Source organism: Cytobacillus sp. IB215316, from assembly GCF_033963865.1.
Taxonomy (GTDB): domain Bacteria; phylum Bacillota; class Bacilli; order Bacillales; family SM2101; genus Nanhaiella; species Nanhaiella sioensis.
The window spans coordinates 146,936-170,070 of sequence record NZ_JAXBMC010000006.1 but is presented as its reverse complement, the minus strand read 5'-3'; the positions used below and the strand labels follow the sequence as shown (position 1 = coordinate 170,070).

At 33.2% G+C, this 23,135-nt stretch carries 27 protein-coding genes; 16 read left to right on the top strand and 11 right to left on the bottom strand.

The features are described 5' to 3' along the window. Nucleotides 1-88 precede the first annotated feature (88 nt). The 5 genes from SLH48_RS12270 (at nucleotide 89) to vanY (ending at nucleotide 4,897) form a co-directional block, all read left to right on the top strand. A complete protein-coding gene (locus SLH48_RS12270; protein ID WP_320258397.1) occupies nucleotides 89-673 on the top strand; it encodes a hypothetical protein in 585 nt (194 codons plus the stop codon). A 93-nt stretch (nucleotides 674-766) separates the two neighbouring features. Next, nucleotides 767-1,789: a metal-dependent hydrolase gene (locus tag SLH48_RS12265; protein ID WP_320258396.1), complete on the top strand. Its 1,023-nt coding sequence runs from the start codon at nucleotides 767-769 to the stop codon at nucleotides 1,787-1,789. Between the two features lie 316 nt (nucleotides 1,790-2,105). Then, nucleotides 2,106-2,807 carry a response regulator transcription factor gene (locus SLH48_RS12260; RefSeq protein WP_320258395.1) on the top strand — a complete coding sequence of 234 codons (702 nt, stop codon included), beginning with the start codon at nucleotides 2,106-2,108 and terminating at the stop codon, nucleotides 2,805-2,807. Next, nucleotides 2,800-3,915, top strand: a complete 1,116-nt coding sequence (locus SLH48_RS12255; protein ID WP_320258458.1) for a HAMP domain-containing sensor histidine kinase — start codon at nucleotides 2,800-2,802, stop codon at nucleotides 3,913-3,915. The genes SLH48_RS12260 and SLH48_RS12255 overlap by 8 nt, the downstream gene beginning before the upstream one ends. Before the next feature lie 103 nt (nucleotides 3,916-4,018). Next, nucleotides 4,019-4,897 carry a VanY-A/VanY-F/VanY-M family D-Ala-D-Ala carboxypeptidase gene (gene vanY, locus SLH48_RS12250; protein WP_320258394.1) on the top strand — a complete coding sequence of 293 codons (879 nt, stop codon included), beginning with the start codon at nucleotides 4,019-4,021 and terminating at the stop codon, nucleotides 4,895-4,897. A gap of 542 nt (nucleotides 4,898-5,439) precedes the next feature. Here vanY and SLH48_RS12245 read toward each other — a convergent pair. Beyond that, the gene (locus tag SLH48_RS12245; protein WP_320258393.1) at nucleotides 5,440-6,213 is read right to left on the bottom strand and encodes an SDR family oxidoreductase; all 774 of its coding nucleotides are present in this window, start codon (nucleotides 6,211-6,213) and stop codon (nucleotides 5,440-5,442) included. Nucleotides 6,214-6,465: 252 nt separating this feature from the next. Between SLH48_RS12245 and SLH48_RS12240 the strand changes: the two genes are divergently transcribed. Continuing rightward, entirely contained in the window at nucleotides 6,466-6,933 is a 468-nt protein-coding gene (locus tag SLH48_RS12240; RefSeq protein ID WP_320258392.1) for a GNAT family N-acetyltransferase, read from the top strand. 283 nt (nucleotides 6,934-7,216) lie between these two features. Here SLH48_RS12240 and SLH48_RS12235 read toward each other — a convergent pair whose 3' ends face one another. Beyond that, complete coding sequence (locus tag SLH48_RS12235; RefSeq protein ID WP_320258391.1) at nucleotides 7,217-8,599, bottom strand: HAMP domain-containing sensor histidine kinase; 1,383 nt, start codon at nucleotides 8,597-8,599, stop codon at nucleotides 7,217-7,219. Next, complete coding sequence (locus SLH48_RS12230) at nucleotides 8,596-9,270, bottom strand: response regulator transcription factor (RefSeq protein ID WP_214480686.1); 675 nt, start codon at nucleotides 9,268-9,270, stop codon at nucleotides 8,596-8,598. The genes SLH48_RS12235 and SLH48_RS12230 overlap by 4 nt, the downstream gene beginning before the upstream one ends. Before the next feature lie 426 nt (nucleotides 9,271-9,696). Here SLH48_RS12230 and SLH48_RS12225 point away from each other — a divergent pair, with 426 nt between their 5' ends. Together SLH48_RS12225 and SLH48_RS12220 are read left to right on the top strand one after the other, a co-directional pair. Beyond that, nucleotides 9,697-10,791, top strand: coding sequence for a carbohydrate kinase (locus SLH48_RS12225; RefSeq protein ID WP_320258390.1), 1,095 nt, complete (start codon nucleotides 9,697-9,699; stop codon nucleotides 10,789-10,791). Beyond that, on the top strand, nucleotides 10,792-11,700 hold the full coding sequence (locus SLH48_RS12220) for a pseudouridine-5'-phosphate glycosidase (protein WP_320258389.1): 909 nt from the start codon (nucleotides 10,792-10,794) through the stop codon (nucleotides 11,698-11,700). A gap of 123 nt (nucleotides 11,701-11,823) precedes the next feature. Here SLH48_RS12220 and SLH48_RS12215 read toward each other — a convergent pair whose 3' ends face one another. Next, nucleotides 11,824-12,675 (bottom strand): phosphotransferase, encoded by an 852-nt coding sequence (locus SLH48_RS12215; protein WP_320258388.1) that lies wholly within the window; start codon nucleotides 12,673-12,675, stop codon nucleotides 11,824-11,826. An 88-nt stretch (nucleotides 12,676-12,763) separates the two neighbouring features. Further along, on the bottom strand, nucleotides 12,764-13,315 hold the full coding sequence (locus SLH48_RS12210; protein WP_320258387.1) for a pyridoxamine 5'-phosphate oxidase family protein: 552 nt from the start codon (nucleotides 13,313-13,315) through the stop codon (nucleotides 12,764-12,766). Nucleotides 13,316-13,709: 394 nt separating this feature from the next. Here SLH48_RS12210 and SLH48_RS12205 point away from each other — a divergent pair, with 394 nt between their 5' ends. From SLH48_RS12205 to SLH48_RS12190, 4 genes are all read left to right on the top strand, one after another. Further along, nucleotides 13,710-14,249, top strand: a complete 540-nt coding sequence (locus SLH48_RS12205) for a GNAT family N-acetyltransferase (protein WP_320258386.1) — start codon at nucleotides 13,710-13,712, stop codon at nucleotides 14,247-14,249. A gap of 28 nt (nucleotides 14,250-14,277) precedes the next feature. Further along, a complete protein-coding gene (locus tag SLH48_RS12200; protein WP_320258385.1) occupies nucleotides 14,278-15,738 on the top strand; it encodes a methyl-accepting chemotaxis protein in 1,461 nt (486 codons plus the stop codon). Nucleotides 15,739-16,111: 373 nt separating this feature from the next. Further along, complete coding sequence (locus SLH48_RS12195) at nucleotides 16,112-16,342, top strand: hypothetical protein (RefSeq protein WP_320258384.1); 231 nt, start codon at nucleotides 16,112-16,114, stop codon at nucleotides 16,340-16,342. After that, nucleotides 16,291-16,560 carry a hypothetical protein gene (locus SLH48_RS12190; RefSeq protein WP_320258383.1) on the top strand — a complete coding sequence of 90 codons (270 nt, stop codon included), beginning with the start codon at nucleotides 16,291-16,293 and terminating at the stop codon, nucleotides 16,558-16,560. Before SLH48_RS12195 ends, SLH48_RS12190 begins: the two co-directional genes overlap by 52 nt. Before the next feature lie 175 nt (nucleotides 16,561-16,735). On the opposite strand, the gene SLH48_RS12185 is transcribed toward SLH48_RS12190, so the two are convergent. Both SLH48_RS12185 and SLH48_RS12180 read right to left on the bottom strand, forming a co-directional pair. After that, nucleotides 16,736-17,215, bottom strand: a complete 480-nt coding sequence (locus SLH48_RS12185; RefSeq protein WP_320258382.1) for an ImmA/IrrE family metallo-endopeptidase — start codon at nucleotides 17,213-17,215, stop codon at nucleotides 16,736-16,738. Nucleotides 17,216-17,322: 107 nt separating this feature from the next. Continuing rightward, on the bottom strand, nucleotides 17,323-17,679 hold the full coding sequence (locus SLH48_RS12180) for a helix-turn-helix domain-containing protein (RefSeq protein WP_214480677.1): 357 nt from the start codon (nucleotides 17,677-17,679) through the stop codon (nucleotides 17,323-17,325). A gap of 238 nt (nucleotides 17,680-17,917) precedes the next feature. Here SLH48_RS12180 and SLH48_RS12175 point away from each other — a divergent pair, with 238 nt between their 5' ends. From SLH48_RS12175 to SLH48_RS12160, 4 genes are all read left to right on the top strand, one after another. Beyond that, nucleotides 17,918-18,112, top strand: a complete 195-nt coding sequence (locus SLH48_RS12175; protein ID WP_214480676.1) for an XtrA/YqaO family protein — start codon at nucleotides 17,918-17,920, stop codon at nucleotides 18,110-18,112. A 406-nt stretch (nucleotides 18,113-18,518) separates the two neighbouring features. After that, the gene (locus SLH48_RS12170) at nucleotides 18,519-18,899 is read left to right on the top strand and encodes a phage holin family protein (RefSeq protein WP_320258381.1); all 381 of its coding nucleotides are present in this window, start codon (nucleotides 18,519-18,521) and stop codon (nucleotides 18,897-18,899) included. Nucleotides 18,900-19,169: 270 nt separating this feature from the next. Continuing rightward, a complete protein-coding gene (locus SLH48_RS12165; protein ID WP_320258380.1) occupies nucleotides 19,170-20,132 on the top strand; it encodes a CPBP family intramembrane glutamic endopeptidase in 963 nt (320 codons plus the stop codon). A gap of 102 nt (nucleotides 20,133-20,234) precedes the next feature. Further along, nucleotides 20,235-21,053, top strand: coding sequence for an aminoglycoside adenylyltransferase domain-containing protein (locus SLH48_RS12160; protein WP_320258379.1), 819 nt, complete (start codon nucleotides 20,235-20,237; stop codon nucleotides 21,051-21,053). A gap of 91 nt (nucleotides 21,054-21,144) precedes the next feature. Here the strand turns inward: SLH48_RS12160 and SLH48_RS12155 are convergent, their stop codons facing one another. The 4 genes from SLH48_RS12155 to SLH48_RS12140 form a co-directional block, all read right to left on the bottom strand. Next, nucleotides 21,145-21,720 (bottom strand): DJ-1/PfpI family protein, encoded by a 576-nt coding sequence (locus tag SLH48_RS12155; RefSeq protein WP_320258378.1) that lies wholly within the window; start codon nucleotides 21,718-21,720, stop codon nucleotides 21,145-21,147. Nucleotides 21,721-21,772: 52 nt separating this feature from the next. After that, nucleotides 21,773-22,291, bottom strand: coding sequence for a hypothetical protein (locus SLH48_RS12150; RefSeq protein ID WP_320258377.1), 519 nt, complete (start codon nucleotides 22,289-22,291; stop codon nucleotides 21,773-21,775). Continuing rightward, nucleotides 22,260-22,403, bottom strand: a complete 144-nt coding sequence (locus SLH48_RS12145) for a hypothetical protein (protein ID WP_320258376.1) — start codon at nucleotides 22,401-22,403, stop codon at nucleotides 22,260-22,262. Before SLH48_RS12145 ends, SLH48_RS12150 begins: the two co-directional genes overlap by 32 nt. A 303-nt stretch (nucleotides 22,404-22,706) precedes the next feature. Continuing rightward, complete coding sequence (locus SLH48_RS12140) at nucleotides 22,707-22,931, bottom strand: DUF1128 domain-containing protein (RefSeq protein ID WP_214480673.1); 225 nt, start codon at nucleotides 22,929-22,931, stop codon at nucleotides 22,707-22,709. Nucleotides 22,932-23,135 lie beyond the last annotated feature (204 nt).

Genomic DNA, 23,135 nt, shown 5'->3' with positions numbered 1-23,135 from the left:
TGGATGTTTACTTCTTAATACGAAAAACAACAATCACTGCGAAAACAGCCTATACCTAAAAATGATATTTAAGAGGGGGAAGAGATATATGAGTAATAAAGTTTCAACTTCATTATCTCCAACTATGAAGCTTTCAATAATCGCAGCAATATTTATGTTAATTTCTGCAATATTAATACGTCCACCAGTAAATAATCTTGCAATATTTGAAGAAGGGATGTACCATCCATATCCTATGATTAAAGATTCTCTTAAGACTATTGAAATAAATGATGATATTAGCTTAAACATTGTCACTGATACTACAGGAAATGTTTATTTCTATACACTAAAAGATGAAGAGCTGTTAACAAGTGGGCTCATTGCAAATAAAAATGACTTAGAAGGAGAAATGTACTGGGTGTTAAAACAGCCTGCAACCATAATAGATGCAACTGAAGAAGATATTCGAAGTGAACGTGAACGTCAACTATTTATCGGTATGATTACGAATGCACAAATAGACAACATAGCAGTTAATGGTATAAATAGCGACATACAATATTTCGATTATAAAGGCTATAAATTTTTTTATACGACTGAACAAATAGATGAGTATGCTATATTAGAAGGTTTTTCAAGCGAGAATGATTTAGTATATCAAAATGAGGTTGTTGACTCCATTTCCGACTAGACAATAATTTCTATATGCTTTTTTCAATTACATTATACAAATGGAAAAAGGCGAAAGGTAAGCAGTTTTAAAGGATTGAAGGGAGTTAAAGAAATGAATATTTCAACTTTAATGAATGTGACAGATGTATTCTTATTGATAAGCGAAATCGGTTATCATGGGGCAATAGGATCATTCATAGCCTATTTAATATGCCGAAAGAAAGAACTGTCAAGAAGAAAAATGATGACTCTACTATTATTTGGATTTATAGCTGGACTTACACCAGATTTAACATTACTAACATCAATCTTCTTTTCTATCATTCCTACTGAAGTAAACTATGCAAATAACCTATACATGTTAGGTCATTCTATTTTGGTAGCTCCTAGCTTAAGCTTAGGGTTGGCTATTATTGCAAGACGCTTCTTTCGTTCTGAACTAACGCTAGGTTTACTATGGATAACAATGTTGTCATCATTAGTTATTGGACACTTGCTAATGGATTTTCTCGATAATGGCTTAAGTTTGTTTTATCCTATTAATGAATCAGCTGATATTGGGTTAAATATATTCACAGGAAATGACGGTTTTATTGTTTATCCTTTTATTTTGTTGGTGTTATTAGTATTTTTATTTCATAACAAAACAAATAAGAAATACCAAGTCACCCTACTTATAATTGGGATATCCTTATTCATATCCTTTGCTAGTTTAAAAGGATTTTCAAAGATTCAAATACAAGAAGAATTATTAAAAGAATACCCTTATGCAGAGGTTACTCTCGAACCCGTCAGTGGTAACCCATTTTCAAAAACACAGTGGAACTACGTCGTGAACGCTGAGAATCTAAATGTAGAGGGTGAAGCATCATTTTTTGAAGTGAATGAGCTAAAACGTAATGTTAATACTCACAGTGGACTTAAGCATTTATTACAAAAAATGAATATAAATAATGATGAATATTATATTACTACAAATTATATTTTTGATAACTCTGTGAATATTGATCTACTTGAAGAAAATATTCAATATGAATATGTTTATGTCTTTAAGCTCAATCCAAAAACTCAGAATTTAGAAGAGTTGGTTGATGAGGAAAAAGATGAGATACTGGACACGTATTACCCGTTCTAAATGAGAATATGATACTAAATTTATTTATCCAAACAGAGAGAATACTATCGGACAATTATTCTATTTGTGTTTTTAAATCATGCTTTTAATCTTCGCGTGTTTGAAAAGTATTTGCGAACTGGATAATTATCTATAAAAATTCAATAATAATCTTAAATGTACAACTTGTCATTTTTTTTCTAGGTTGTTGGGTGTGCGGTACCCTTGATCATCTATAGGATTAAAAGAGGACAAGTTTTTTTATAAAACCTCTTATATGAATGACTTACTTTGGGTGAAAGTTTTGATAATACCATCTATTACAGGAGATGAAAGAATGGAACATATATCAATTTTAATAGCTGAAGATGAGCAAGAAATCGCTGATCTAATCTCAATCCATTTGGAAAAAGAAGGTTATAAAGTTATGAAAGCTACTGATGGGGAAGAGGCTATCAAAGTTATTCACAAACAACCAGTGGACTTACTCATTTTAGATATTATGATGCCGAAAATAGACGGATATGAAGTTGCCCGCCAAATTCGTAGTGAAGATTATAATATACCAATCATTTTTTTGAGTGCCAAAAACTCTGATTTCGATAAAGTACATGGGTTAGTGATTGGGGCAGATGATTATATGACGAAACCATTTACTCCTATTGAATTGGTTGCTCGGGTAAACGCACAGCTTCGCCGTTTTACTAAATTAAACAAATCTACAAAAAAAGAAGATATCCCTATTCTAGAGTTCGGTGGCTTAATTATTTCTCCAGAACAACGGGAAGTTACACTATATGGTGAAGACATCGATTTAACACCAAAAGAATATGAGATATTACTTTTACTAGCAAGGAATCCCAAAAAAGTATTTAATGTAGAGAACATCTTTCAGCATGTATGGAAAGAAGCCTATTTTGAAGGTGGAAACACAGTTATGGTTCATATACGTACGTTACGTAAGAAGCTCGCAGAAGATAATAGAAAGAATAAGTTTATTAAAACGGTGTGGGGAGTAGGGTATGCATTCAATGGTTAAAATCTTACAAAGTTTTCGTTTGAAAATGATTGTATTATTTTACTTTAGTATGCTTGTATCTACTCTCATATCTTTTTTGTTCTTTAAGTTATTTCAGGCACTTTATCGGACAATGGTTAATCTTGGGAATGACTTACTTCTTCCGTTGTATTCATTTATAACAGAAATTGGTGAAATTACTTTTTTTCTAGTAATATTTATTCCACTTTCAATATTCTTTTTCTTTTTATTTACTAAACCTTATGAGAATCATTTAAATGAGATTTCGAAAGGGATTCATTATCTTGCCCGAGGTGATTTTGCACATCGTGTAGAAATTTATTCAAACGATGAGTTTAGGGTAATCGCACAGGATATTAATTTGGCAAGTAATAAATTAAAAGAAGCGACAGAGAGAGGGGATTTAACTGAAAGCAGTAAGGATCAATTAGTCGTAAATTTAGCTCATGATTTGCGTACACCGCTGACTTCTATATTAGGTTATTTAGACCTGATCATTAATGACAAACATTTAACTGATGAGCAGAGGGAGCATTTTTTAACGATTGCTTTTACTAAATCTCAGCGATTAGAGAAACTCATTGATGAATTATTCGAAATTACACAAATGAACTATGGTATGTTAACAATTGATAACACACAGGTTAACCTAAGTGAATTATTGATACAATTAAACGAAGAAATGTATCCCGTCTTTGAGAAAAATTATTTAGCTGCTAGATTAGATATTTCACCCAATTTACTTATTATAGGTGATGGTGAGTTGTTAGCACGTGTGTTTGAAAACCTTCTAACTAATGCAAATCGATATGGATATGATGGGAAGTATGTAGATATTAACGGATTCGTTGATAGAGGAGAAGTCGTAATTCAGATTGTAAACTATGGAGATTATATTCCTGAAGATGAGCTACCGTATCTCTTTGATATGTTTTATACGGGTGATAAAGCTCGAACGCATAAAAAAGGTAGCACCGGTCTAGGCTTATTCATTGCAAAGAATATTGTGGAGCAACATAATGGAACGATTAGTGTTGAAAGTAGCTTGGAACGAACGCTATTCGAAGTACGCTTGCCACGGGTAGATATATCAACAGATGAGGTGTGAAGAATAAGCATAAATGTTTAAGAAAAATTTAAAATTTATCCTACTCTTCTTTTAAATAGTTTCTCCTATGATATATGTAAGTTAGATCAAGGGGGTACTGAAAATGAAAAAGCTGGGGTTTTTCTTTTTTATAGCATTGTGCTTCGGTATTGCAGTTAATATAGCAGCAGCACCATATTACGAAGATAAAGTAAAAGAACAAAATATTGTTGTAGATGTAAAGAAAGATGAAGAAAAAGCGATAAAAATGAAGAAAATTGAAATTGCCAAAAAACAAATTTTTGAAGGGAATTTATTATTGGTAAACAATGAATATCCTGTTCTTCAAGAGAGTGTGAAATTAGATATTGTCAATTTATACACACACAAAGAACTAACAGATGGATATGGGCTGATGAATACTGAAATATATTTATCAACAGCAGTTGCAAACAATTTTTCCGACATGATAGCTGCAGCTAACAAAGAAGGAGTTAGTCATTTTATTATTAGTAGTGGCTATCGGGGATTCGATGAACAAAATAGCTTGTATGAAGAACTGGGCTCTGATTTTGCACTACCTGCAGGTTCCAGCGAGCATAATCTAGGGCTATCCCTTGATGTGGGCTCTACTCAAATGAAGATGAGTGAAGCACCTGAAGGAAAGTGGTTAGAGCAAAATGCATGGAAGTATGGCTTTATCGTACGCTATCCAAAGGATAAAATAGACATAACAGGAATTCAATATGAACCATGGCATATCCGTTATGTTGGTTTGCCTCACAGTGCTATAATGGAAGAAAAAAATCTAGCATTAGAAGAATATATAGATTATTTAAAAGAAGAAAAGAACATCTTTGCAAATGTGAATGGTGATCAATATACAGTTTCATATTATCCTGTTCCTCAAACGAGTGAAATTCAAGTACCTATTGATAAGCAATACGACATTTCAGGTAACAATATAGATGGAGTCATTGTGACGGTGTATGAAAAAATGTAATATTTAGTGGAAATCAGTTACACAATTATATATAAAGGCTAATGTGAAAAATAGCGATATTAAAATGAAAGTGGACATAAGTTGTGTAGAATAGCAATTTATGTCCACTTGCGTTGATATAAGACTAATACAGGTGCTAATAATAAAAAGCATGAAAGAGATTCAAAAGTGCATAAGTAATAATTGGAACTAAAAGATTGTTATAACGAATAGCAAGATAATAACATCGATCCTGTCAGTTATAGACGGAGAGGGAATGCTAATTTAATAGGGTTGTTGCTATTCTCGAAAATAGACACAGATACAACTAGAGCTTATCGTATCTTGTCTGCTTTATAATAGTAGGTGTTGAGTAAAATCATATTTATCTCTTCTAATGGCTGCTTTCGCATAGATTTTTGTTTTTGTACTTAGGTATATGCATGTCTATACCTACGTTTGTTGCATCCTTTCTACTTTAAAAACCTATGAAGCCTTATCATACTCATCATACTGTTCATGTGAAAATAGCAACAAAGTTTACGAAAAGAGCTTTAATGAGATTATCTTCTAAATCCACCCTCTGAATGGATGATTTGACCTGTAATCCATGCAGCTTCTTCGCTTACGAGAAATTTTATCGTCTTGGCAACATCTGTAGGTTCACCTATTCTTCCGAAAGGAAATGATGGTTTTAGGTCATTCCTAATATTTTCTGTCATCCATCCAGTATCCGTAGGCCCTGGATTAACAGCGTTTACTGTTATTCCTAAGGGGGCGAGTTCTGCTGAGAGAGTAATCGTCAGTGCGTCAACTCCACCTTTCGTCGTTGCATAAGCCAATTCACCAGGCATAGGCCCTTGAAATTGCCCTGAAGTCAAGTTGACAATTCTTCCACCAAATTGTTTATTAAACCTTTGTGCAAACTGAATACTCAATAAAGTTGTCGCGCGAATATTGATCTTATAATGTTGATCTAGTTCTTTTGTGGTTAAATTAGCAAACGTGTTATTCGTAGAGTATGTAGCATTATTAATTAACATATTGGGATACCCAAGTCGCTCAACGACTCGATTTAAGAGTAGCTCGGGGGCATCAGGATTTGATAGGTCCAATTCCATACAAGACACATCAATACCTTTTTGTTGTAGCTCTTCTTTTAGTTTCATTGGTTCATCTAATTCCATGCTCCAAGGCATGCTTTTATCGTAATCTGTCCAATAAGTGAAAAATATATGGCATCCTGTTTCGGCTAATTCTCTACAAATTGCTGCGCCTATTCCTTTAAGTCTACTTGCTCCTGTTATAATAGCAATCTTGCCCTTTAAGTCATGCATAGATATGTCCTCCTTACGAAAAATAATGATCTAGTTATGCCGGTAGATAGATAACTAAAAATAGATAACTAAACAATGTTATGCAGACTGCTTAGATAGGTAGTCATACATGATTATTGGTATAATTTATTCTAGGTTGAACTGTATAACTTCGTTAGCCACTGTATAAATTTAGCAAATAAAAAAGAATTTAACAATAACATTTAGTTAAACAAAGCAGTATGAACTGTATGTGAAAGGAATGAAAACGATATGAATATTAGACTTGCAGAAACAACAGATATTGAACAATTAATTAAGATGAGATGGGATTTTACATTAGAAGATGATGAATGTGGAAAAATACAAGATAGTGAATATAGTAAGTATCACACAGAGTGTGAGTCCTTTTTAATAGAGTCATTAGCAAGTGATGAGTGGTTTATTTGGGTTGTAGAAATTGAAGGGAAAATCGTTTCACATATATATACAGAGCTTGTACAAAAAGTACCTAGACCAGGGAGAGTAACTTATCCATTTGCATTTATGACCAATGTATACACTGTTCCAGGCTATAGAGGAACAGGTATAGGAAGTAAACTATTATCAACGATTAATAAGTGGGCAAAAGAACAAAAATATGAGTTTATTATTGTTTGGCCAAGTGACCAAAGTGTAGATTATTATAGCAGAAATGAATTTGAGCATTGTAAGGGAGCAATGATGAATATGATTAACTAAGACATTGTAAATATGGTGCAAAACCATTTTCTAGACAGATAACTTGGTACTGATTGATATATACACCTTATCTTGTTTTAAACTCTGGCTATTCAATTTAGCCTTATATAGCTTTTCATAAAATTAAGCTGTTTTCACATAGATTGTTATTTTCCGTACTGAAAAATACAACTAGATTTCGTAGCACCTTTTCTTTATAGAACGATGACTTTTATGTGAAATGACATCTTTATCTTCTAGTGTAGTAACAATAAAAAAGAAAGGGTGGAACTATGTGTCCACCCTACAATGTTCTGTGATCCTTAATATAGTCATTTTGTGAAAGATAAAATATTGTACCGTGTTCATCGCTTACTTGTGACACAGAGATTTCCATTTTTTGTAGCATTAAATGGACGATAGACAGTCCAACTTTTGCACCTTTATGCTGAGATTGAGCTTTCATACCGGGACCCTTGTCTTTAATGATGAGCATGTCTTTTCCTTGTTGATTTATGATGCTAATTCCTACATACTTACCTGCTTGTGCATGGCGGTATACATTTTGTAGTAAATTATCAAGTATGCGTGTAAACCATTGTTTATCACCAACCCATTGTACTTGCTGCTCAGGTAAATTTACTTCGATTACAAAATCTTCTTTTTCAAAGATCGGATACCATGAAGCGACCGAAGAACGAACGATACGTAATATATCAATCTTCTCTGGATTGTATGGGTATTTATTAGACGAAATGAGCGTGAATGAGAGGAGATTATCAATTAATTGACTAAGGTAATCTATTTTATCATTAATGATCGTAATAGATTGTTCACCTTCTGTACTGAGCTCTTCTTTATTCAATGAATGTGTATGACCTCTAATTGTAGTAAGTGGTGTCCGTAAATCGTGAGATAGGTTTGCAATTAATTGTTTTCGCAATTGTTCTTCTTCTTTTTCTTTTTCTCGACTTTGTTTCAGTTGGTAAATCATTTGATTGAATGCTTCTTCTAGTTGAGCAATTTCATCTTTTTTTTGAATGAGTATTGGTTCAGGGATACCATCTGCTGTTTGATGCGTCATCACCTGTTGTAGTGAGATAAGTCGTTTGCGAATACTTCTGAAAAAAAGCCATGATACAACAATAAAACCGATCATTAAAATGATTACTGCAAGATAAATAATGTATTCAAATTGATCTCTGTTCTTTTCCCACTCAGTTAACATGAGGTCTCTTTGAATTTGAAATACGATAAATCCTTCTGTAGTGGATTCACCGATAAATGCAATGATCGTAAACGGGTCTTTATCATACGTTTGCTTAATAAATGCTATACTATTTGAGGCTGACCATTGATTTTGAATATCCACATCAATAGGTATTGTCAGCCTGGTTTTTCCTGTTCCATCAACCCAAAACATCGTAGCATCGGGGTAGAGTTTGCTTAACTCGTGTAAGCGGGTGTCAATTGTTTCATCGGAAGCACCAGCAAGTTTAGCTGCTTCTTCATGCCACATATTTTCAAGATTTATACTGTTTGTATAAATGGTCTCATCATTATCAAGTGTACTTGTAAAAGGTAAATTAATGAGAATGATCGTTAAAGGAAAAGCGAAAGGTACGAGCATGATTGCCAAACAAATAATAATGATGTATTTAGCTTGAAGTGAATGACGAAATTTCATTGCTTTATCCTATATCCAATTCCACGGATTGTTTCTATAACCACTGGCTCACTTGGGTTCTGTTCAATCTTTTCTCGAATATAGCGGATATGTACCATTAACGTCTTATCTCCTTCTATATATTGCTCGCCCCAAACCGCTTCAAAGATTTGTTCCTTTGTTAAAATTTGATTTAGATTGTCCAATAAATAAAAGAATATTTTATGCTGTTTTCCTGTCAAAATGATTTCATCATTATTACAAGTATTGATAATACGTGACTCATTAATAAATACATCAAGGTGATGAAGCTTAACCATTTGCTGTGAAGCTTTTCCAAATCTACGAAGTAATACTTCGACTCTAGCATGCAACTCATCAATATGAAAAGGCTTTGTCACATAATCATCTGCAAAAGATAATCCTTGGAGCTTATCTTCTACAGCAGTTCTTGCTGACAACATCATAATTGGCGTATCAGGAAACTTCATTTTTAAACGCTGTCCGACAGTAAATCCATCGAGCCCAGGTAGCATAACATCTGAAATAACAAGATCAATTTGTTCTTCGTAATTTATTGCCTCATCCCCTGATTTCACCCAAGTGATGTCATATCCACACTCTTTCAAGCATGCTGATACCCAAGTGCCGATTTCTAAATCATCTTCTATGTATAGAATTTTTTTAGCCATACAATTGCTCTCCTAATTTACCTTAGTCTATTTTAGTTTTATCCCACAGAGAATCTACGAATTAGGTGGGATAGAGTCTCAACCTAGTTCGTAGGTGATCAAATTTAATTGAACTACTATACTCTTATTGATAGGCTCTTTTCGTAAACTTTGTTGCTATTGACCCTAATAGAACTGCAATAAGTCATCTTATACGGTTGTAATCGTATTGCAAAAGAAAAGATACCATGAATTCTAGACGTCAACTTTGTTTATTTCATAGTATGTAAAACAACGATTGATGCGAAAACAGCCTATTAAATTAATTTTATTTTATCATACATATTCTTACAAGAAGTTAGTGTTTATGAGATTCATTGACAAATAATCAACAAAAGTCTATTGTTAAGACAAATGTTGTTATTTTGGAATGTGGGGTGTATTTTCATGAATGAAAAAGAAAAATATATTTTACATTTGATAAGTAAAAACCCTTATATGTCGCAAAATGAGCTAGCAGAAACGATGAAGTTGTCTAGGTCAGCAATAGCAGGCTATATTTCATCATTGACAAAACAAGGAAAAATTCTTGGAAGAGCGTATGCTTTACCAGAAGCGTCTCGAATAACATGTATAGGTGGAGCGAATGTAGATCGTAAAGCACAATCACAAGAGAGCATACAGTACGGCTCGTCTAATCCAGTTTCCGTTACACAATCTAGTGGTGGTGTAGCAAGAAACATTGCAGAAAATATCGGGCGAATTGGCAGTGCTGTCTCACTTGTATCGGTCGTCGGTGATGATCAAGAAGGTGAATGGCTGATTGGATCAACAAACTTATACGTTGATACAAGTCAAGTTATGAAGCTTCCAAAGATGAACACAGGAACATATACAGCTGTATTAGATCAAGAAGGTGAAATGGTTATTGCCCTTGCTGACATGGCAATATATGATTCAATCAATGATAGTTTTATTGAAAAACGTTGGAGTCACATCACCTCCTCATCGATTGTCTTACTAGACACTAATTTACCTAGTCATTTAATACGAAAAATCATTGAACGATGCCGCCGAGATAACATTAAGCTTTGCGTTGCTCCTGTTTCTGCTCCAAAGATGAAAAAGCTTCCTAATGTCCTTAGTGGAGTTACTTGGCTTATCTGTAATCAACAAGAAGCGATGACATTAGTTGGAGAGTGTAGAAATAATCGTGTTATGTGTGAAAAAATTCAGCAGCTAGGTGTAGAGAATGTCATTATTACACGTGGCGAAAGAGGAATTATCTACCAAACAAATGATAGCGCTTACGGAGAAATTACTGCACCTACTAAAAATTCGATAGATGTTACTGGCGCAGGGGATGCGTTTGTAGCTGGCTTTCTATATGCAATGAATAAAGGAGAAAATTTTAGGAAGTCATGTAAATACGGAATGACCTGTTCAATGCTTACTTTGCAAACGCAAGAAACGGTTAACAGCCAATTGCATGAGCAGTTATTGGTGAAAACATATCAACAATATTTTGAGGAGGATAAGTAAATGAACTTACAAGATGTACTAGTGTATTCAGAGGAAGTGACAAAGGCAATAGAAGAAAAAAAGCCGGTTGTAGCATTAGAATCAACAATCATTTCGCACGGTATGCCTTACCCGCAAAATGTAGAAACAGCAAAAGAAGTAGAAGCATTAATTCGAGATAACGGTGCTGTACCTGCTACAATTGCCATATTAGATGGAAAAATAAAAATTGGATTAAATAATGATGAGCTTGAGCTATTAGCTACGAGTAAGGTAATAGAAAAAGTAAGTAGAAGAGATTTACCGTATATCGTTGCAATGAAAAAGCACGGCGCAACAACGGTGGCAGCTACTATGATCTGTGCGCATCTAGCAGGCATTAAAGTATTTGCCACAGGTGGAATCGGTGGTGTTCACCGTGGAGCAGAGCAGACGATGGATATATCGGCTGACCTTCAAGAGCTTGCTCAAACAAATGTAGCAGTCGTATGTGCGGGTGCCAAGTCAATATTAGATTTAGGACTAACGTTAGAATATCTAGAAACAAACGGTGTTCCAGTTATAGGTCATGGCACAAAAGCATTACCAGCATTTTACTCAAGAACGAGTCAATTTGAAGTAGATTATCAAATAGATTCACCGAAGGAAATAGCTAATTTAATTCAGACGAAGTGGGAGCTGGGATTACAAGGTGGTCTCGTCATTGCTAATCCGATCCCGACTGAAGATGAATTAGATGAAGTGTATATTACATCAATCATTGACAAAGCGCTCGTTGAAGCAGAAGAGAATGGAATTTCAGGAAAAGACGCAACACCTTTTTTACTAGACAAAGTGAAAGCATTAACAGATGGAAAAAGCTTGATAGCAAACATTGCCTTAGTAAAAAATAATGCGATTGTCGCTGCTAAAATAGCATCAAATCTATAGAGAATAGGTACATCTTTAAGCTCAAACAGCACCGGAATATGGTGCTGTTTGACTTTGATTTTACTTAATAAAACACTTCTTCCTATTTTGAAGCTATGAAAGAATAGGCTCATTCAATAGGTACTATAGCTTTCTCCTCGTTAATATTTCTTTCCAGTAATACCACGCTCTTTTATATTCATCAAAATCATTTGGATGATGTTTGATGCATGCTGCTATCCTGAGGTATAAGACAATAAGTACATCCTTATATGAAAAGCAACCACGATCATCAGTTGTTAAATGCAGCATAGCTGAATCTATCGTCTCTACTGTTAACTCTACTGGAGAGGAACAAAAAGCATAAATTAAATCATAGTAGCTTCTTCCTAAAACAGGTGTTGGATCAATGACTCCCTTTAATTCTGCCAAGTCAAAAATAAAGTTGTGCATACCACAATCACCGTGAAGTAAGTACGGGTGAGTCGAAGTAGATGATTCAGGAATTAAATTAAGAACAAAATCATATTCAGCACTGCCTAAATAAGGGGCTATGTGAGTGTTCGCACGAGTGATTTCACTCTTAAGAAAGTCTCTCCATGATTCTGCTGGTTCATCTGCCCATCCCCAATTTTCCTTTGAAGTGACTGTTTGATAATTATTTATTAGCTCTAACACAAGTGTGATAAGTAAGTCTTTTTTACTTTTCAGTGTATAGTTTGTAGTCCCAGGAATATAAGAATAAACGATGTATTTATACGATGGCTCTACAAAAATAAGGTTAGGTATTAAACTGATATTCTTATAATAATTAAGATATTCAGCCTCTGACTTCACAATATTAGTTTCATTAATTTTAATAACATAATGAGAGTTATCCACATTTTTTATTAGGTATAGTTCACTAACAGTACCACCAGTTAATGGTTTATATTCTGGTTTTGATGGGATAATATTATGTTCTATTAATTGGTTAATTATTTTTGTTACACTCATATTTCTCAACCCTTCAAAAAAATTAAGGCTATATGTCTTTTTACATTCGTTCCTCATATAATCTAAAGTTGTATATTTTAAAGCTCATCTATTTTTGTATAGGATATTTTTCATCTAGACGAGGTTCATGTTTTTTTATATATTCGTCTAACTTTCCTTGAGAAGTCTTATTTTTTGTCCAAGCACTTAATGTGTCTCTATCGTTTACGTACTCCATTAAGGGAATAGCAAAACCACAACTAGTTTGAACAGATTCTATATTCACGACAAAAATTTGTCTAGCTGATTCGGGTGGGATATGAGCATAATAATTGTCCATCCATGTAAAATATTCATCAGTATATTTTTTTATAACTTCGCCGTATCCATATGCTCTTAAAATGAGGGGCTTTTGTTCAAAACTACACCACATAAATGTAATCCTCGAATTATCGAGTAAATGATTTGCTGTTTCGTTGCCACTGCCTGCAAAATCCACATAAGAAATAGTATGGTTATTGATGACTTTTATGGAGTCGTACCCTTTTGGTGACAAATTAATTCTTCCATCACCCGTTGGAGCAGTGGCAATGAAAAAGATGTGTTGATCTTGTATGAAGTGTATTTGTTCTTCAGTTAACTCCCTAAATTGTTTTCCCATCTAAATTCTCCTCCTGTTTATAAAATGTAAAGAACTTCAGTCAAAAAGAAGAAGGTCTTCAAAGGTTTTCCAATAGTTGAAGGTATGTGATCAGTGATGAAGTAATGTTAATCATCCTATATTTTGCTAAATGAATTACCGTAATTGTAAGAACTTACAGTATAATATGTCAACTTATTACTTACATCATATTTTTATGAGCATCTCCTAATTAGAACCATTGATGACTTATTTTTAAAAAGTATAAATTGGTAAAAAATTCAATTTGTTGTTACAAAATAACTAGTTGTTAAATTTTATGAAATAAATAGAAAGTAGTATTAAAAATTTGTAATTAATGGCGATATAGTAAGGATAGGGATAATTAATAAATGAGGAGAAAGTTGGCGAAGCAATGTATAAAGTTGTAAGTAGTACATCTCAATTAGATTTGTTTAACAACATTAAGCAATCGTGTTGGCAAGAAAAAGGATTTGAAATGGAACATAATCAACACTCCGATAAATTTTTATTAATAGCTGATAATGGAGAAGCAGGGGGGACTGTTGAATTTTCACCATCTGCACATATGAGCGAATTTACAAGTGAAATATTTAATGACGTTATTAAAGAGGACATGAAAGTCTTTGAAATTGACGGTTATGCCGTTTTACCTCATTATCGAGGTGTGTTAGGAATGAATGGAATTAGGTTGGCTGTTCAATATGCAGAAAGATATAAATACACACATGCTATTGCCTTATGTGATCCCAAAGTTTATCAATATATTGATAAAGTTTACAAGTGTGATATTAAACAAGTAAGTGATAAATTTTTCTATAAAGGAGCAGATGTAATACCTGCAATAATGGATGCAGTAGTTGTTTATGAAAATAAAAACACGTTCAATTGGTGGAAGGAAATGGTCGAAATAAAAGATGTAGTTTCAGTTTAAACAACAGAGAAGGGAAGTAGTTTTTTGCATGGAAAGTAATATGAAATTAATGAATGAAAGAAATAACATAGTCATGATTATTTTTGCTGCAATGGTTACGTTAACTCAAATATTTAACATATTAATAGGTGTGCCTTTAAACGTAGTATTACCTTTATTAGGGTTTATATATTTAGTTTTAGGACCAGTTTATTTCATTTCCAACCGATCTAAATTAAAGAAATATGTGAATATATTTAAATACTTTAATATCATTCTAGCAGGCACTTTCATGATCATGTTACTTGTCTTAGATCCTCATATTGTAAATATCATGTTCTTATTTGTATTAATGACTATAGTGGGAATATATCAAGAAAGAAATATAAACATTGTAGTTTTTATTATTACATTCGTAGTTGTGTTATTAAATCTTGACCAATCTATAGCTGAGATCACGCAACAAGATACAGCATATATTTTAATGTCATTTTTATTTGTTTTCGTTGCAAATGCTGTACAGACGAGATTTAATAATAAATTACGGGAAGAAAATGAAGAACAGAAGGCCGAAGCGATCAAATCTAAAGATAACCTTACACACATTTTAGCTAATATCCATTCCTCAATTGTTTCAGTTAAAGATTATCAAGAGAATTTAAATACTGAAACAAACGATGCAGGTCAACGGTCTGAGGAAATGATGGCTTCAATTGAAAGTATGGTAATTGCTTATGGTGAACAAGCAAGCCTTACAGAGGAATTGTATAGTGAAATGGAATCAACAAATGTACAAATAGAAAATATTACTAAATCCGTTGTAGAAATGAATGAATATGTTGAATCTACAAAACAGGCAACAACAGAAAGCGTGAGCAAAGTCGGAGAATTAGAAAAAGATCTTGAAGAATTTAATTGTGACATTGAACTAACCGTTGATTTAATGGAAGATGTAAAAAACACAACACAAATTATTGAAGACACTTTAAGCACAATATCAGATATAGCGGAACAAACGAATTTATTAGCATTAAACGCAGCGATTGAAGCTGCTAGAGCAGGAGAACACGGTAAAGGATTTTCTGTTGTTGCAGAAGAGGTAAGAAAGCTCGCTGAGTCTTCAAAAGAGTCATCTGAATCAATTGGTGAACATCTTTTAGCTTTTCGAGAGAAAATTAACAAAGCATCGCACACGATAACTGGATCTCAGGAATCCATTAAGAAGAATCGACAAGGAATGAATCATGTAAGAATGATATCTTCAAATGTAAATTCTTACATGGAAAGTTTCCATGATAAAACGATACATTTGCAAGAATTTATAATGGGTGTTCAATCGATGATGCAAGAGGTAGGTTCAAAAGTTGAAGTTAACACAAATATCACTCAGAAAAACACAAATAGTATTGCTGATGTCAAAGAATTAGTCATTAACCAACAACAAAGTATTTCTAGATTGTCAGATGGTTTTTCTAACCTAGGAAAGAAGATTGTTGCATTAGATTCATGAAAGGCTTAATAATGATACGCACGTTTTATAACAGTTAATAGTATAAGAGTATATTGGTAATTTTAGTGTGTATGTTAATATACAAATAAATCTACTTGGAGAAAGGATTCGGTTCTGTTTATGCCAACATCTACTTTGTAATGGACCAACAAATTTGATAGTGCTTCTTTGGAATATGTATATATTTCCTTAGGAGAAGTCTGTCTTTTTATCCCATTACAAAGGAACGGAACGAATATGTGAGTATGCAATATTCTAAGTTCTCTCGCTGTCGGGGGAACTTTTTTATATACAATAATTAAGAAATCGGTCATGCTACAAAATATATCCGAGTAGTTGGTTCGTTTCTTTATCTTGTGAAGAGGTGAAGAAAATGAACGTAAAACACTTTTATTTGAATTTAATTCATATGGAAGATGTGATACAAGATCAACGCTATTGTTCAAATTGTGGTAGAGTCGTTCTCTTTTACGATACATTAATTAGACGCCATAATGCGAATGGAAAAAATATTTATCGATATGCGATTTATAAGTGTGAAAAAAACCATACGTGGAAAAAAAGCTTGAAGCTTATAAAAGCTATACCGATCACATTAGGTTGAATGAAGCTGTCCCAACTGATGACGAAGTTAATACCCCAATTTGTTATAAATCGTTAGTAGTTAATGAGATAGCATGTGTTCAAATATCAATAATTCATGTGATTGGTGATTTTCGAATAGATAAAGTGTTAGCTGATCGCTTAAGTAATATTAGTAGAAACGAAATTGTAAAAAAGTTACAGGACGGTTTAATAACTGTTAATAAACAACATGTTTAGCCAAGTACAAGAATACGTAGTGGAGATAACATTGTTCTATTAATAACTAACACTGAGCATGATGTTTAAGCCATAGTTTTTTATATAGGGATCGGCCGAGAAATTTCTCGGTCTTTTTTTGTTTACATGTCTACATCTTAAGTGTAAATATACAGACACTGTTACCCTAAAGGAGTTATTTTACAACTGATGAATTTCTAAATATTCTTCTTACTCTTTCTGTACATAGCTGCTCGCCAACCTTGAAGTCTTCTATAAGTGTATCGATGATTGTTGAGCTTTTGAGATTATATGCCATTATCATATGGTATGGAATTGCTGCATATAAAGTGAAATGTTGGGCATCACGCTCTTGTAAGTCTCTAAATGCTGGAGGCATCATTTGTAATTGCCAGCCGTAATGTCGAAGAATATGACAGAGCTCGTGAAAAAATTGTTCTCTCTGCTGTAAAGCTTGTACTCTTGAATCAACAGTAATGGATTTAAACTTGCCGTTCTCATAAGAATAGCTCGGTATGGGCCTTCGGAAAAAATAAATATTATTGATTTGACAAATGGCTTCTTCAAGGATATCTGATGGTTGATGGATGTTCATTTTTTTATACCAAACTGAAACCCATGTTTCTAAAAGTGTTGGTTCATATACTACTTCCACAAATTTCACCTCTTACATAAATTATACAAACATATGTTCTTATTTGCAATCATTTAGTAGTGGAAATAGAATTAAATGGAGTTGACTAAAATATTTGTAAGCTATGATTAGTCGTCCTTATTTACTTTTTTAGCGATTGCTCGCAGGTATTTTAAGTGATCATTTAATGCTTGGGCTTCCTCCTCTGTAATACTCTTTTGATCAAAGAAAAATAAGCTTTCTTTATGATCTTCTTGTTTTACTAGAGCTAATGAAACGGGATTGTCTGCTCGTCCTAACAAGTAATCTGTTGATACATTGAAAAAATCTGCAAGGTCCTTGATTGTTTCCGCATCAGGCTTGCGATCACCAGATTCATAACGGGAGAGCTGGACATTAGATACTCCGATCGCATGAGCAACCTCCTTTTGTGAAAATCCCTGACTTAGCCGTAACGATCTGATCCGTTCCCCTAATACCTTCATCGAATATTCTCCTCTACAGTTATTTATGATTATATTTTAGCATTTACCAATTCGGTAAGTAAGTATAATTACCTAAATGGTAAAAAGATGTAGACAATTACTTTTTAGGTAAGTTAATATGATATTATCACAAAAATATGACATATTCATAAGTGGAAGAAATATTTTTTGCCAATATGGCAATTTATTTAAGGAAGGTAGGTGAATCCCGTTACACCTTAAGTAGTGGGGATGATAAATGCGATTGAAAGAAATAGATATCACAGATTCAACGTTTGAAACTAATGTAAATGAACAACAGGCACCTTATGTTGTTATTGTAAGTAACGGGAAAGCAAAGATCTCTCAATTACCTAGTTACGGTGAAACAAAGATTATTACTCATCAAAACGAAGTGACAAGAGTTAAGTTTGATGAAGGTGAAGAGTTTTAACAGAGAAAAATAAATCACGTTCTACCAGTCGACTGGAGGACACCAAGCTTTGGATATCATATCTGAGGTTTGGTGTCCTTTCTTATAAACTTAGTAACTAAAAAATGATGAATTGAGGTGATTTGGTAAAGATTCAACTAAGCTATAAAAAATCATTGTGAAAATTGTAGGTGGTTGTCAAAAGAGTATCTTAGTCCGTTTGATTGGTAAGTAATTAAAAACATTAATAGGAACATGGACTGCCATTACAGTACCATCGTCACGCAGCCTAAGATTCCAAAAGTTAGTCAAAACAAAATAGTGAGAATGGAAAAAATGCAAATTGACTTTAGATAGATGGAATAAAAAAATCTTAGAACAAGTTAAGGTTGAGATAGAATATTTTTGCTGAGAAAGGAGAGCTTGTATGGAATGGGTAGGAATTGGATATGTCATCTCATTTTTAATAGAAGGTGTAGGTCTAGCAATAGCTATACTCCTAGCAATGATGGTTATTGATTGTATTACAGGCTTACTCGTTGGTCTAATGGATAAAAATCTGAATGGTGCAAATGGTTTTAAAGGATTACTGAAAAAAATGTACGTCCTATTATTAATTAGCGCAGTTTATTTACTGGAAAAAATAGTGTTTAGCACAGGTTACATTGGCGACGGGGTAACAATCGCTTATATTATTATTGAGTTTATTAGTATTACAGAAAACGGTGGTAAACTTGGTGTGCCAATTCCCCGACAAATACGTGAAGTAATCAAAGTATTTAATAGTGATGCATCGACGAGAAAATGAAAGACGAGTAAATCATTAAAGGTGTTGATTGACTAGTAAATAGCCCCCATTAAAAGAGGTGAGAGCTGTAATCACCACATACGTACCGAATAACATTTAACTGTCTCTACAATATTGATACATTTTACTGATTCAACCAATATTGTTAAGTTATGCAGTTTATAGTATGATAGATTCCATAATATGAGAATAATTTACAATTATTTAGTGATAAAAGTTGTTTTAGGCTAAACTTTCAAGTAATGTAAAGCAACAATGAAGGGACAAAAAATGAATCGCATAAACCTAATTGTTAAACCATACTTGCCTCTTTTATTGGTACCGATCTTTATGCTTAATTATATGGTTGAAGACGCACCAATTAAATATTTTTATTTATTACTAGCAATTTGGTTTCTATATAACTTTGTCAATGAGAAGGCTAATTTAGCAAATACATATGAAAAAACAGAGAGCCTCATAATAGGGTTACTAGATATTCTAATGTACTCAATCCCTATTATAGCTACATTATGCGTATTCTTTTTTCCTGAGGTGAACTTTTTCTTACTCTTAATATTTTTTCTAATGATTTGTTTTGACTTGTTCTTTAAGCTTTCTAAAAAGAAGTTAAGTAGAAAACAGGAAAATTCAATGGCAAAAAAGGGTGAAGGTGGTTCAAATACTAACTTTCTTTTACCTGCTCTATTAGCAGCTTGTTTAAATCTTGTTGTCGCATTATTTATCATTAACATTTGGCTAACTCCACAAATTTATATCGCTTCTCCTTTTTCGTTAAAAGTTTTTTTATATGGAGTAGCAGGTGCATTCATTCCATTAATATTTATATATTTGGGAGTCAAAATTGATTTGATTACAATCCCATTAAATAAATATACTGAAGGTTTGATTCAGCTTACAAAAGTGCGGTGGGGACCTTTGTTTATCGCATTAAGTGCAGGGATATCGGAGGAGCTTTTATTTCGAGGTGCAATTTTTGAACTATTATTACTTTATTTAGATGTTACAACCTCTATATTGTTGATCAGTATTATTTTTACATTACTTCATATACCGCAATACAAAAATAATGTGGTTTATAATATCGTTGTTTTTGCACTAAGTATAGTATTTTCGGTCATTTATTTATGGACCGAAAATATATGGGCACCAATTTTAGCTCATGCAATCTACAACTATTATGTGTCTAAATGGATTCATTCGGGATTTATCAAAATAACAAATGACATGTAGGGATGATTAAGTAGATTTGAACAAAAAATCTGGATGGTTTTTAAGTAAATGATAAGAACTATCTTGTCTCCGTAACAAACAAAGGTTGAAAGGTGAGGAAAAATGAGGTCGATTCCAACACAAGTACAAGCTGTTTTAGACGCTTACATTTCATTTTTTAATGAACAGTTTCCTAATATGCTTGAAGGCTTATATATTCATGGTTCAATCGCATTAGACGCTTACGTTAACAATTCCAGTGATATTGATTTTATAGCTGTCTTAAATCGTTTATTTACACAAGATGAAATGTTGCTGTTATCTGAACTACATAGTAAAATTGCAAATCAGTATAAATATCCAGAATTGGACGGTGTGTATATAAAGTGGGAGGAACTAGGAAAGCTTGAGTCAAATGACAAAGATAATGTTTACTATAATAATGGGAAGATAAGGTTTGGCCCTTACTTCAACTTTAACCCAATTACTTGGTCTGTTTCTAAATCTGATGGTCTAACTGTGATAGGGCCTGAGGTACAAACGCTGGAATTTGCAGCGTCAAAAGATGATCTTGTTACGTATGTAATGGAAAATATGAAAAATTATTGGACTCCTCGCATACAAAAAATTGAAGGTTCTATACAAAACTTATTGAACCTTTCTACTAAAGAGATTGATACAGAGATTGAGTGGTCCGTTCTCGGCATATTGAGGCAATACTACACATTAAAAGAACATAAGATCATTTCAAAGCATGGAGCTGGTAAATATGCTCTACAGCACATTTCTGAGGAATGGCATAATATTATACTTGAAGCAATTAATATTCGTACGGGTGTTAAAGAGACATTATTTGAGTCAGAGGAGCAGAGAATTGAAACTTTTTTAGCCTTTGCAAGATACCTTCTTAATGAGTGTAAGCAAAAGTGGTTTGAGCGTTGATATATATCTAAAGTTCATATCACCTCTCCTCATTTAAAGTTATATATGTTAAATAAACAAGGGTGACTAATATTTAGTCACTCTTGTTATTTTACACTTCCTGTTCCATTAGTTTGTTTCCTTTACCTTGATAAAATTCTACTGCTTCTGCACTTACTTCACCAATCATTTTTTTCAGCTCAATTGCAAAATCTACATAAGCATGTCCTTGTGCGGTTAGAATATTATTCTCTCTAACTGTAGGTTGATAGCGATAGTAGTCTTCATCAAAACAACCTAAAAAATCTCTTTGTACTTTTGATAAAGTGACGGTATAGTGTTTATGATTTAAAGCTTGCGCTTTTGCCAAAATAAACACACCACTGCATATAGCAGCTGTGGTCTTACCTTTTGCTACAAAATGATTGACCCATTCAAATAAATCATGTGCATCTGCGATCGGTTTTAAATCTCCCCCAGGAATGATGAGTACATCATAATTGTTAATATCAATGTCCTTAATAGTGAGGTCTGGAATTGTTGTTAATCCAGCCTCCGATTTTAATGGAGTTGTTTCAAGTCCAAATGTATGTAACTCATGAGTGTTTTTTAACATAGAAATGGCAGACGCTATTTCGAATTCACAATATCCATCAAAAAGTAATAATAGTGCTTTTTTTCTTGCCATAAATTGCATGCCTCCTCTGATAAATATAAATTCGCCAACAATGTGATAAATCCTATATTTTTAATTGTAAATTTTTGTCGAAAAAAGCGGAAACTTGACCCGAAAGAAAGGAGATTTGACCGATAAACAGTTGAAATAGACCCGAAAGAAAGGAGATTTGACCGATAAACAGTTGGAATAGACCCGAAAGAATAGAGATTTGACCGATAAACAGTTGAAACAGACCCGAAAGAATGGAAAATTGACCGATAAACAGTTGAAATAGACCCGAAAGAATGGAAAATTGACCGATAAACAGTTGAAATAGACCCGAAAGAAAGGAGAATTGACCGATAAACAGTTGAAACAGACCCGAAAGAATAGAGATTTGACCTATAAACAGTTGAAACAGACCAGAAAGTATAGAGATTTGACCGATAAACAGTTGGAACAGACCCGAAAGAATGAAGAATTGACCCATTAACAGTATGAAATGGACAATACCAAATAAAAAAGCATCAAAAGAAACTTGTTTCTTTTGATGCTTAATTGTGCGTGATTTATTGTTTTTTGTTATCCGGGATTGGATCAATAATCGATGCATCTTCTGAGTTAAGTGACACTCTTAGAAAATAAATATAAACACCTAGAGTTGAGAATAGAATGATTAAGAAACCAATTGTCTTTAGCCAAAGAGCCGCCATGCCCATCCCCCCTTTGTACACTACTATGCTAACGTGTACCAAAACATTCATAGGGCATTGAAGCGTGTAAAAACTTCAATGCCCTAATGAAATAATTCTGTAAGCGGGTTAACGGTTTGTATGAGTGTGGGGAATAAATTTCTTTTTTGAAGTCGACTTTCGCTGTACAATCTTCTCTTCTATAAAACGGTGCTGTATGATGCATATTGCGGGAGTGTGGATTTACGGAACAGTATGTAGGGAACAAATAGTAAAGCAATAATTCTGATAGCTTTACTATTTGTTTCAAATGAGCTGTTATTATTAAACCTTTCTCAGGTTACCTAATTCTTCAACGATGGCTTGCATTTCATTAGGGCTGAATGAATTTTTTTTCATGACAAGCTCGTAAATTTCCTTTAGTTCTTCGTACATTTCCTCGTCAAAATGGGATGACTTAATTGCCCCTAAATTAAGTACATTCAATTTTTCTTTAATTTGTTCAATCATATAATTCACATTATCTACTGATTTTTGAGATAAATTCATCATGTCATCCTTTCCAAAATTACTATTATTATTATTGTAACATGTTTAACATAGGTAGGTAGTTTTAATTGTTTTCTGGCTATAGCAATTGCTCTTTCAAATAAATACTGTTCGTACTATAGAACTCTTGACATCTTTTTTTATAAGGCTCTTTTCGTAAACTATGTTTCGCTTTTTATATAGCTGTTTTCGTATTGACTGTTG

Coding starts and splice junctions, on each gene's coding strand:
- SLH48_RS12270 (WP_320258397.1), top strand. CDS start 89: ATGAGTAATAAAGTTTCAACTTCATTATCTCCAACTATGAAGCTTTCA.
- SLH48_RS12265 (WP_320258396.1), top strand. CDS start 767: ATGAATATTTCAACTTTAATGAATGTGACAGATGTATTCTTATTGATA.
- SLH48_RS12260 (WP_320258395.1), top strand. CDS start 2,106: ATGGAACATATATCAATTTTAATAGCTGAAGATGAGCAAGAAATCGCT.
- SLH48_RS12255 (WP_320258458.1), top strand. CDS start 2,800: ATGGTTAAAATCTTACAAAGTTTTCGTTTGAAAATGATTGTATTATTT.
- vanY (WP_320258394.1), top strand. CDS start 4,019: ATGAAAAAGCTGGGGTTTTTCTTTTTTATAGCATTGTGCTTCGGTATT.
- SLH48_RS12245 (WP_320258393.1), bottom strand. CDS start 6,213: ATGCATGACTTAAAGGGCAAGATTGCTATTATAACAGGAGCAAGTAGA.
- SLH48_RS12240 (WP_320258392.1), top strand. CDS start 6,466: ATGAATATTAGACTTGCAGAAACAACAGATATTGAACAATTAATTAAG.
- SLH48_RS12235 (WP_320258391.1), bottom strand. CDS start 8,599: ATGAAATTTCGTCATTCACTTCAAGCTAAATACATCATTATTATTTGT.
- SLH48_RS12230 (WP_214480686.1), bottom strand. CDS start 9,270: ATGGCTAAAAAAATTCTATACATAGAAGATGATTTAGAAATCGGCACT.
- SLH48_RS12225 (WP_320258390.1), top strand. CDS start 9,697: ATGAATGAAAAAGAAAAATATATTTTACATTTGATAAGTAAAAACCCT.
- SLH48_RS12220 (WP_320258389.1), top strand. CDS start 10,792: ATGAACTTACAAGATGTACTAGTGTATTCAGAGGAAGTGACAAAGGCA.
- SLH48_RS12215 (WP_320258388.1), bottom strand. CDS start 12,675: ATGAGTGTAACAAAAATAATTAACCAATTAATAGAACATAATATTATC.
- SLH48_RS12210 (WP_320258387.1), bottom strand. CDS start 13,315: ATGGGAAAACAATTTAGGGAGTTAACTGAAGAACAAATACACTTCATA.
- SLH48_RS12205 (WP_320258386.1), top strand. CDS start 13,710: ATGTATAAAGTTGTAAGTAGTACATCTCAATTAGATTTGTTTAACAAC.
- SLH48_RS12200 (WP_320258385.1), top strand. CDS start 14,278: ATGGAAAGTAATATGAAATTAATGAATGAAAGAAATAACATAGTCATG.
- SLH48_RS12195 (WP_320258384.1), top strand. CDS start 16,112: ATGAACGTAAAACACTTTTATTTGAATTTAATTCATATGGAAGATGTG.
- SLH48_RS12180 (WP_214480677.1), bottom strand. CDS start 17,679: ATGAAGGTATTAGGGGAACGGATCAGATCGTTACGGCTAAGTCAGGGA.
- SLH48_RS12175 (WP_214480676.1), top strand. CDS start 17,918: ATGCGATTGAAAGAAATAGATATCACAGATTCAACGTTTGAAACTAAT.
- SLH48_RS12170 (WP_320258381.1), top strand. CDS start 18,519: ATGGAATGGGTAGGAATTGGATATGTCATCTCATTTTTAATAGAAGGT.
- SLH48_RS12165 (WP_320258380.1), top strand. CDS start 19,170: ATGAATCGCATAAACCTAATTGTTAAACCATACTTGCCTCTTTTATTG.
- SLH48_RS12160 (WP_320258379.1), top strand. CDS start 20,235: ATGAGGTCGATTCCAACACAAGTACAAGCTGTTTTAGACGCTTACATT.
- SLH48_RS12155 (WP_320258378.1), bottom strand. CDS start 21,720: ATGGCAAGAAAAAAAGCACTATTATTACTTTTTGATGGATATTGTGAA.
- SLH48_RS12145 (WP_320258376.1), bottom strand. CDS start 22,403: ATGGCGGCTCTTTGGCTAAAGACAATTGGTTTCTTAATCATTCTATTC.
- SLH48_RS12140 (WP_214480673.1), bottom strand. CDS start 22,931: ATGAATTTATCTCAAAAATCAGTAGATAATGTGAATTATATGATTGAA.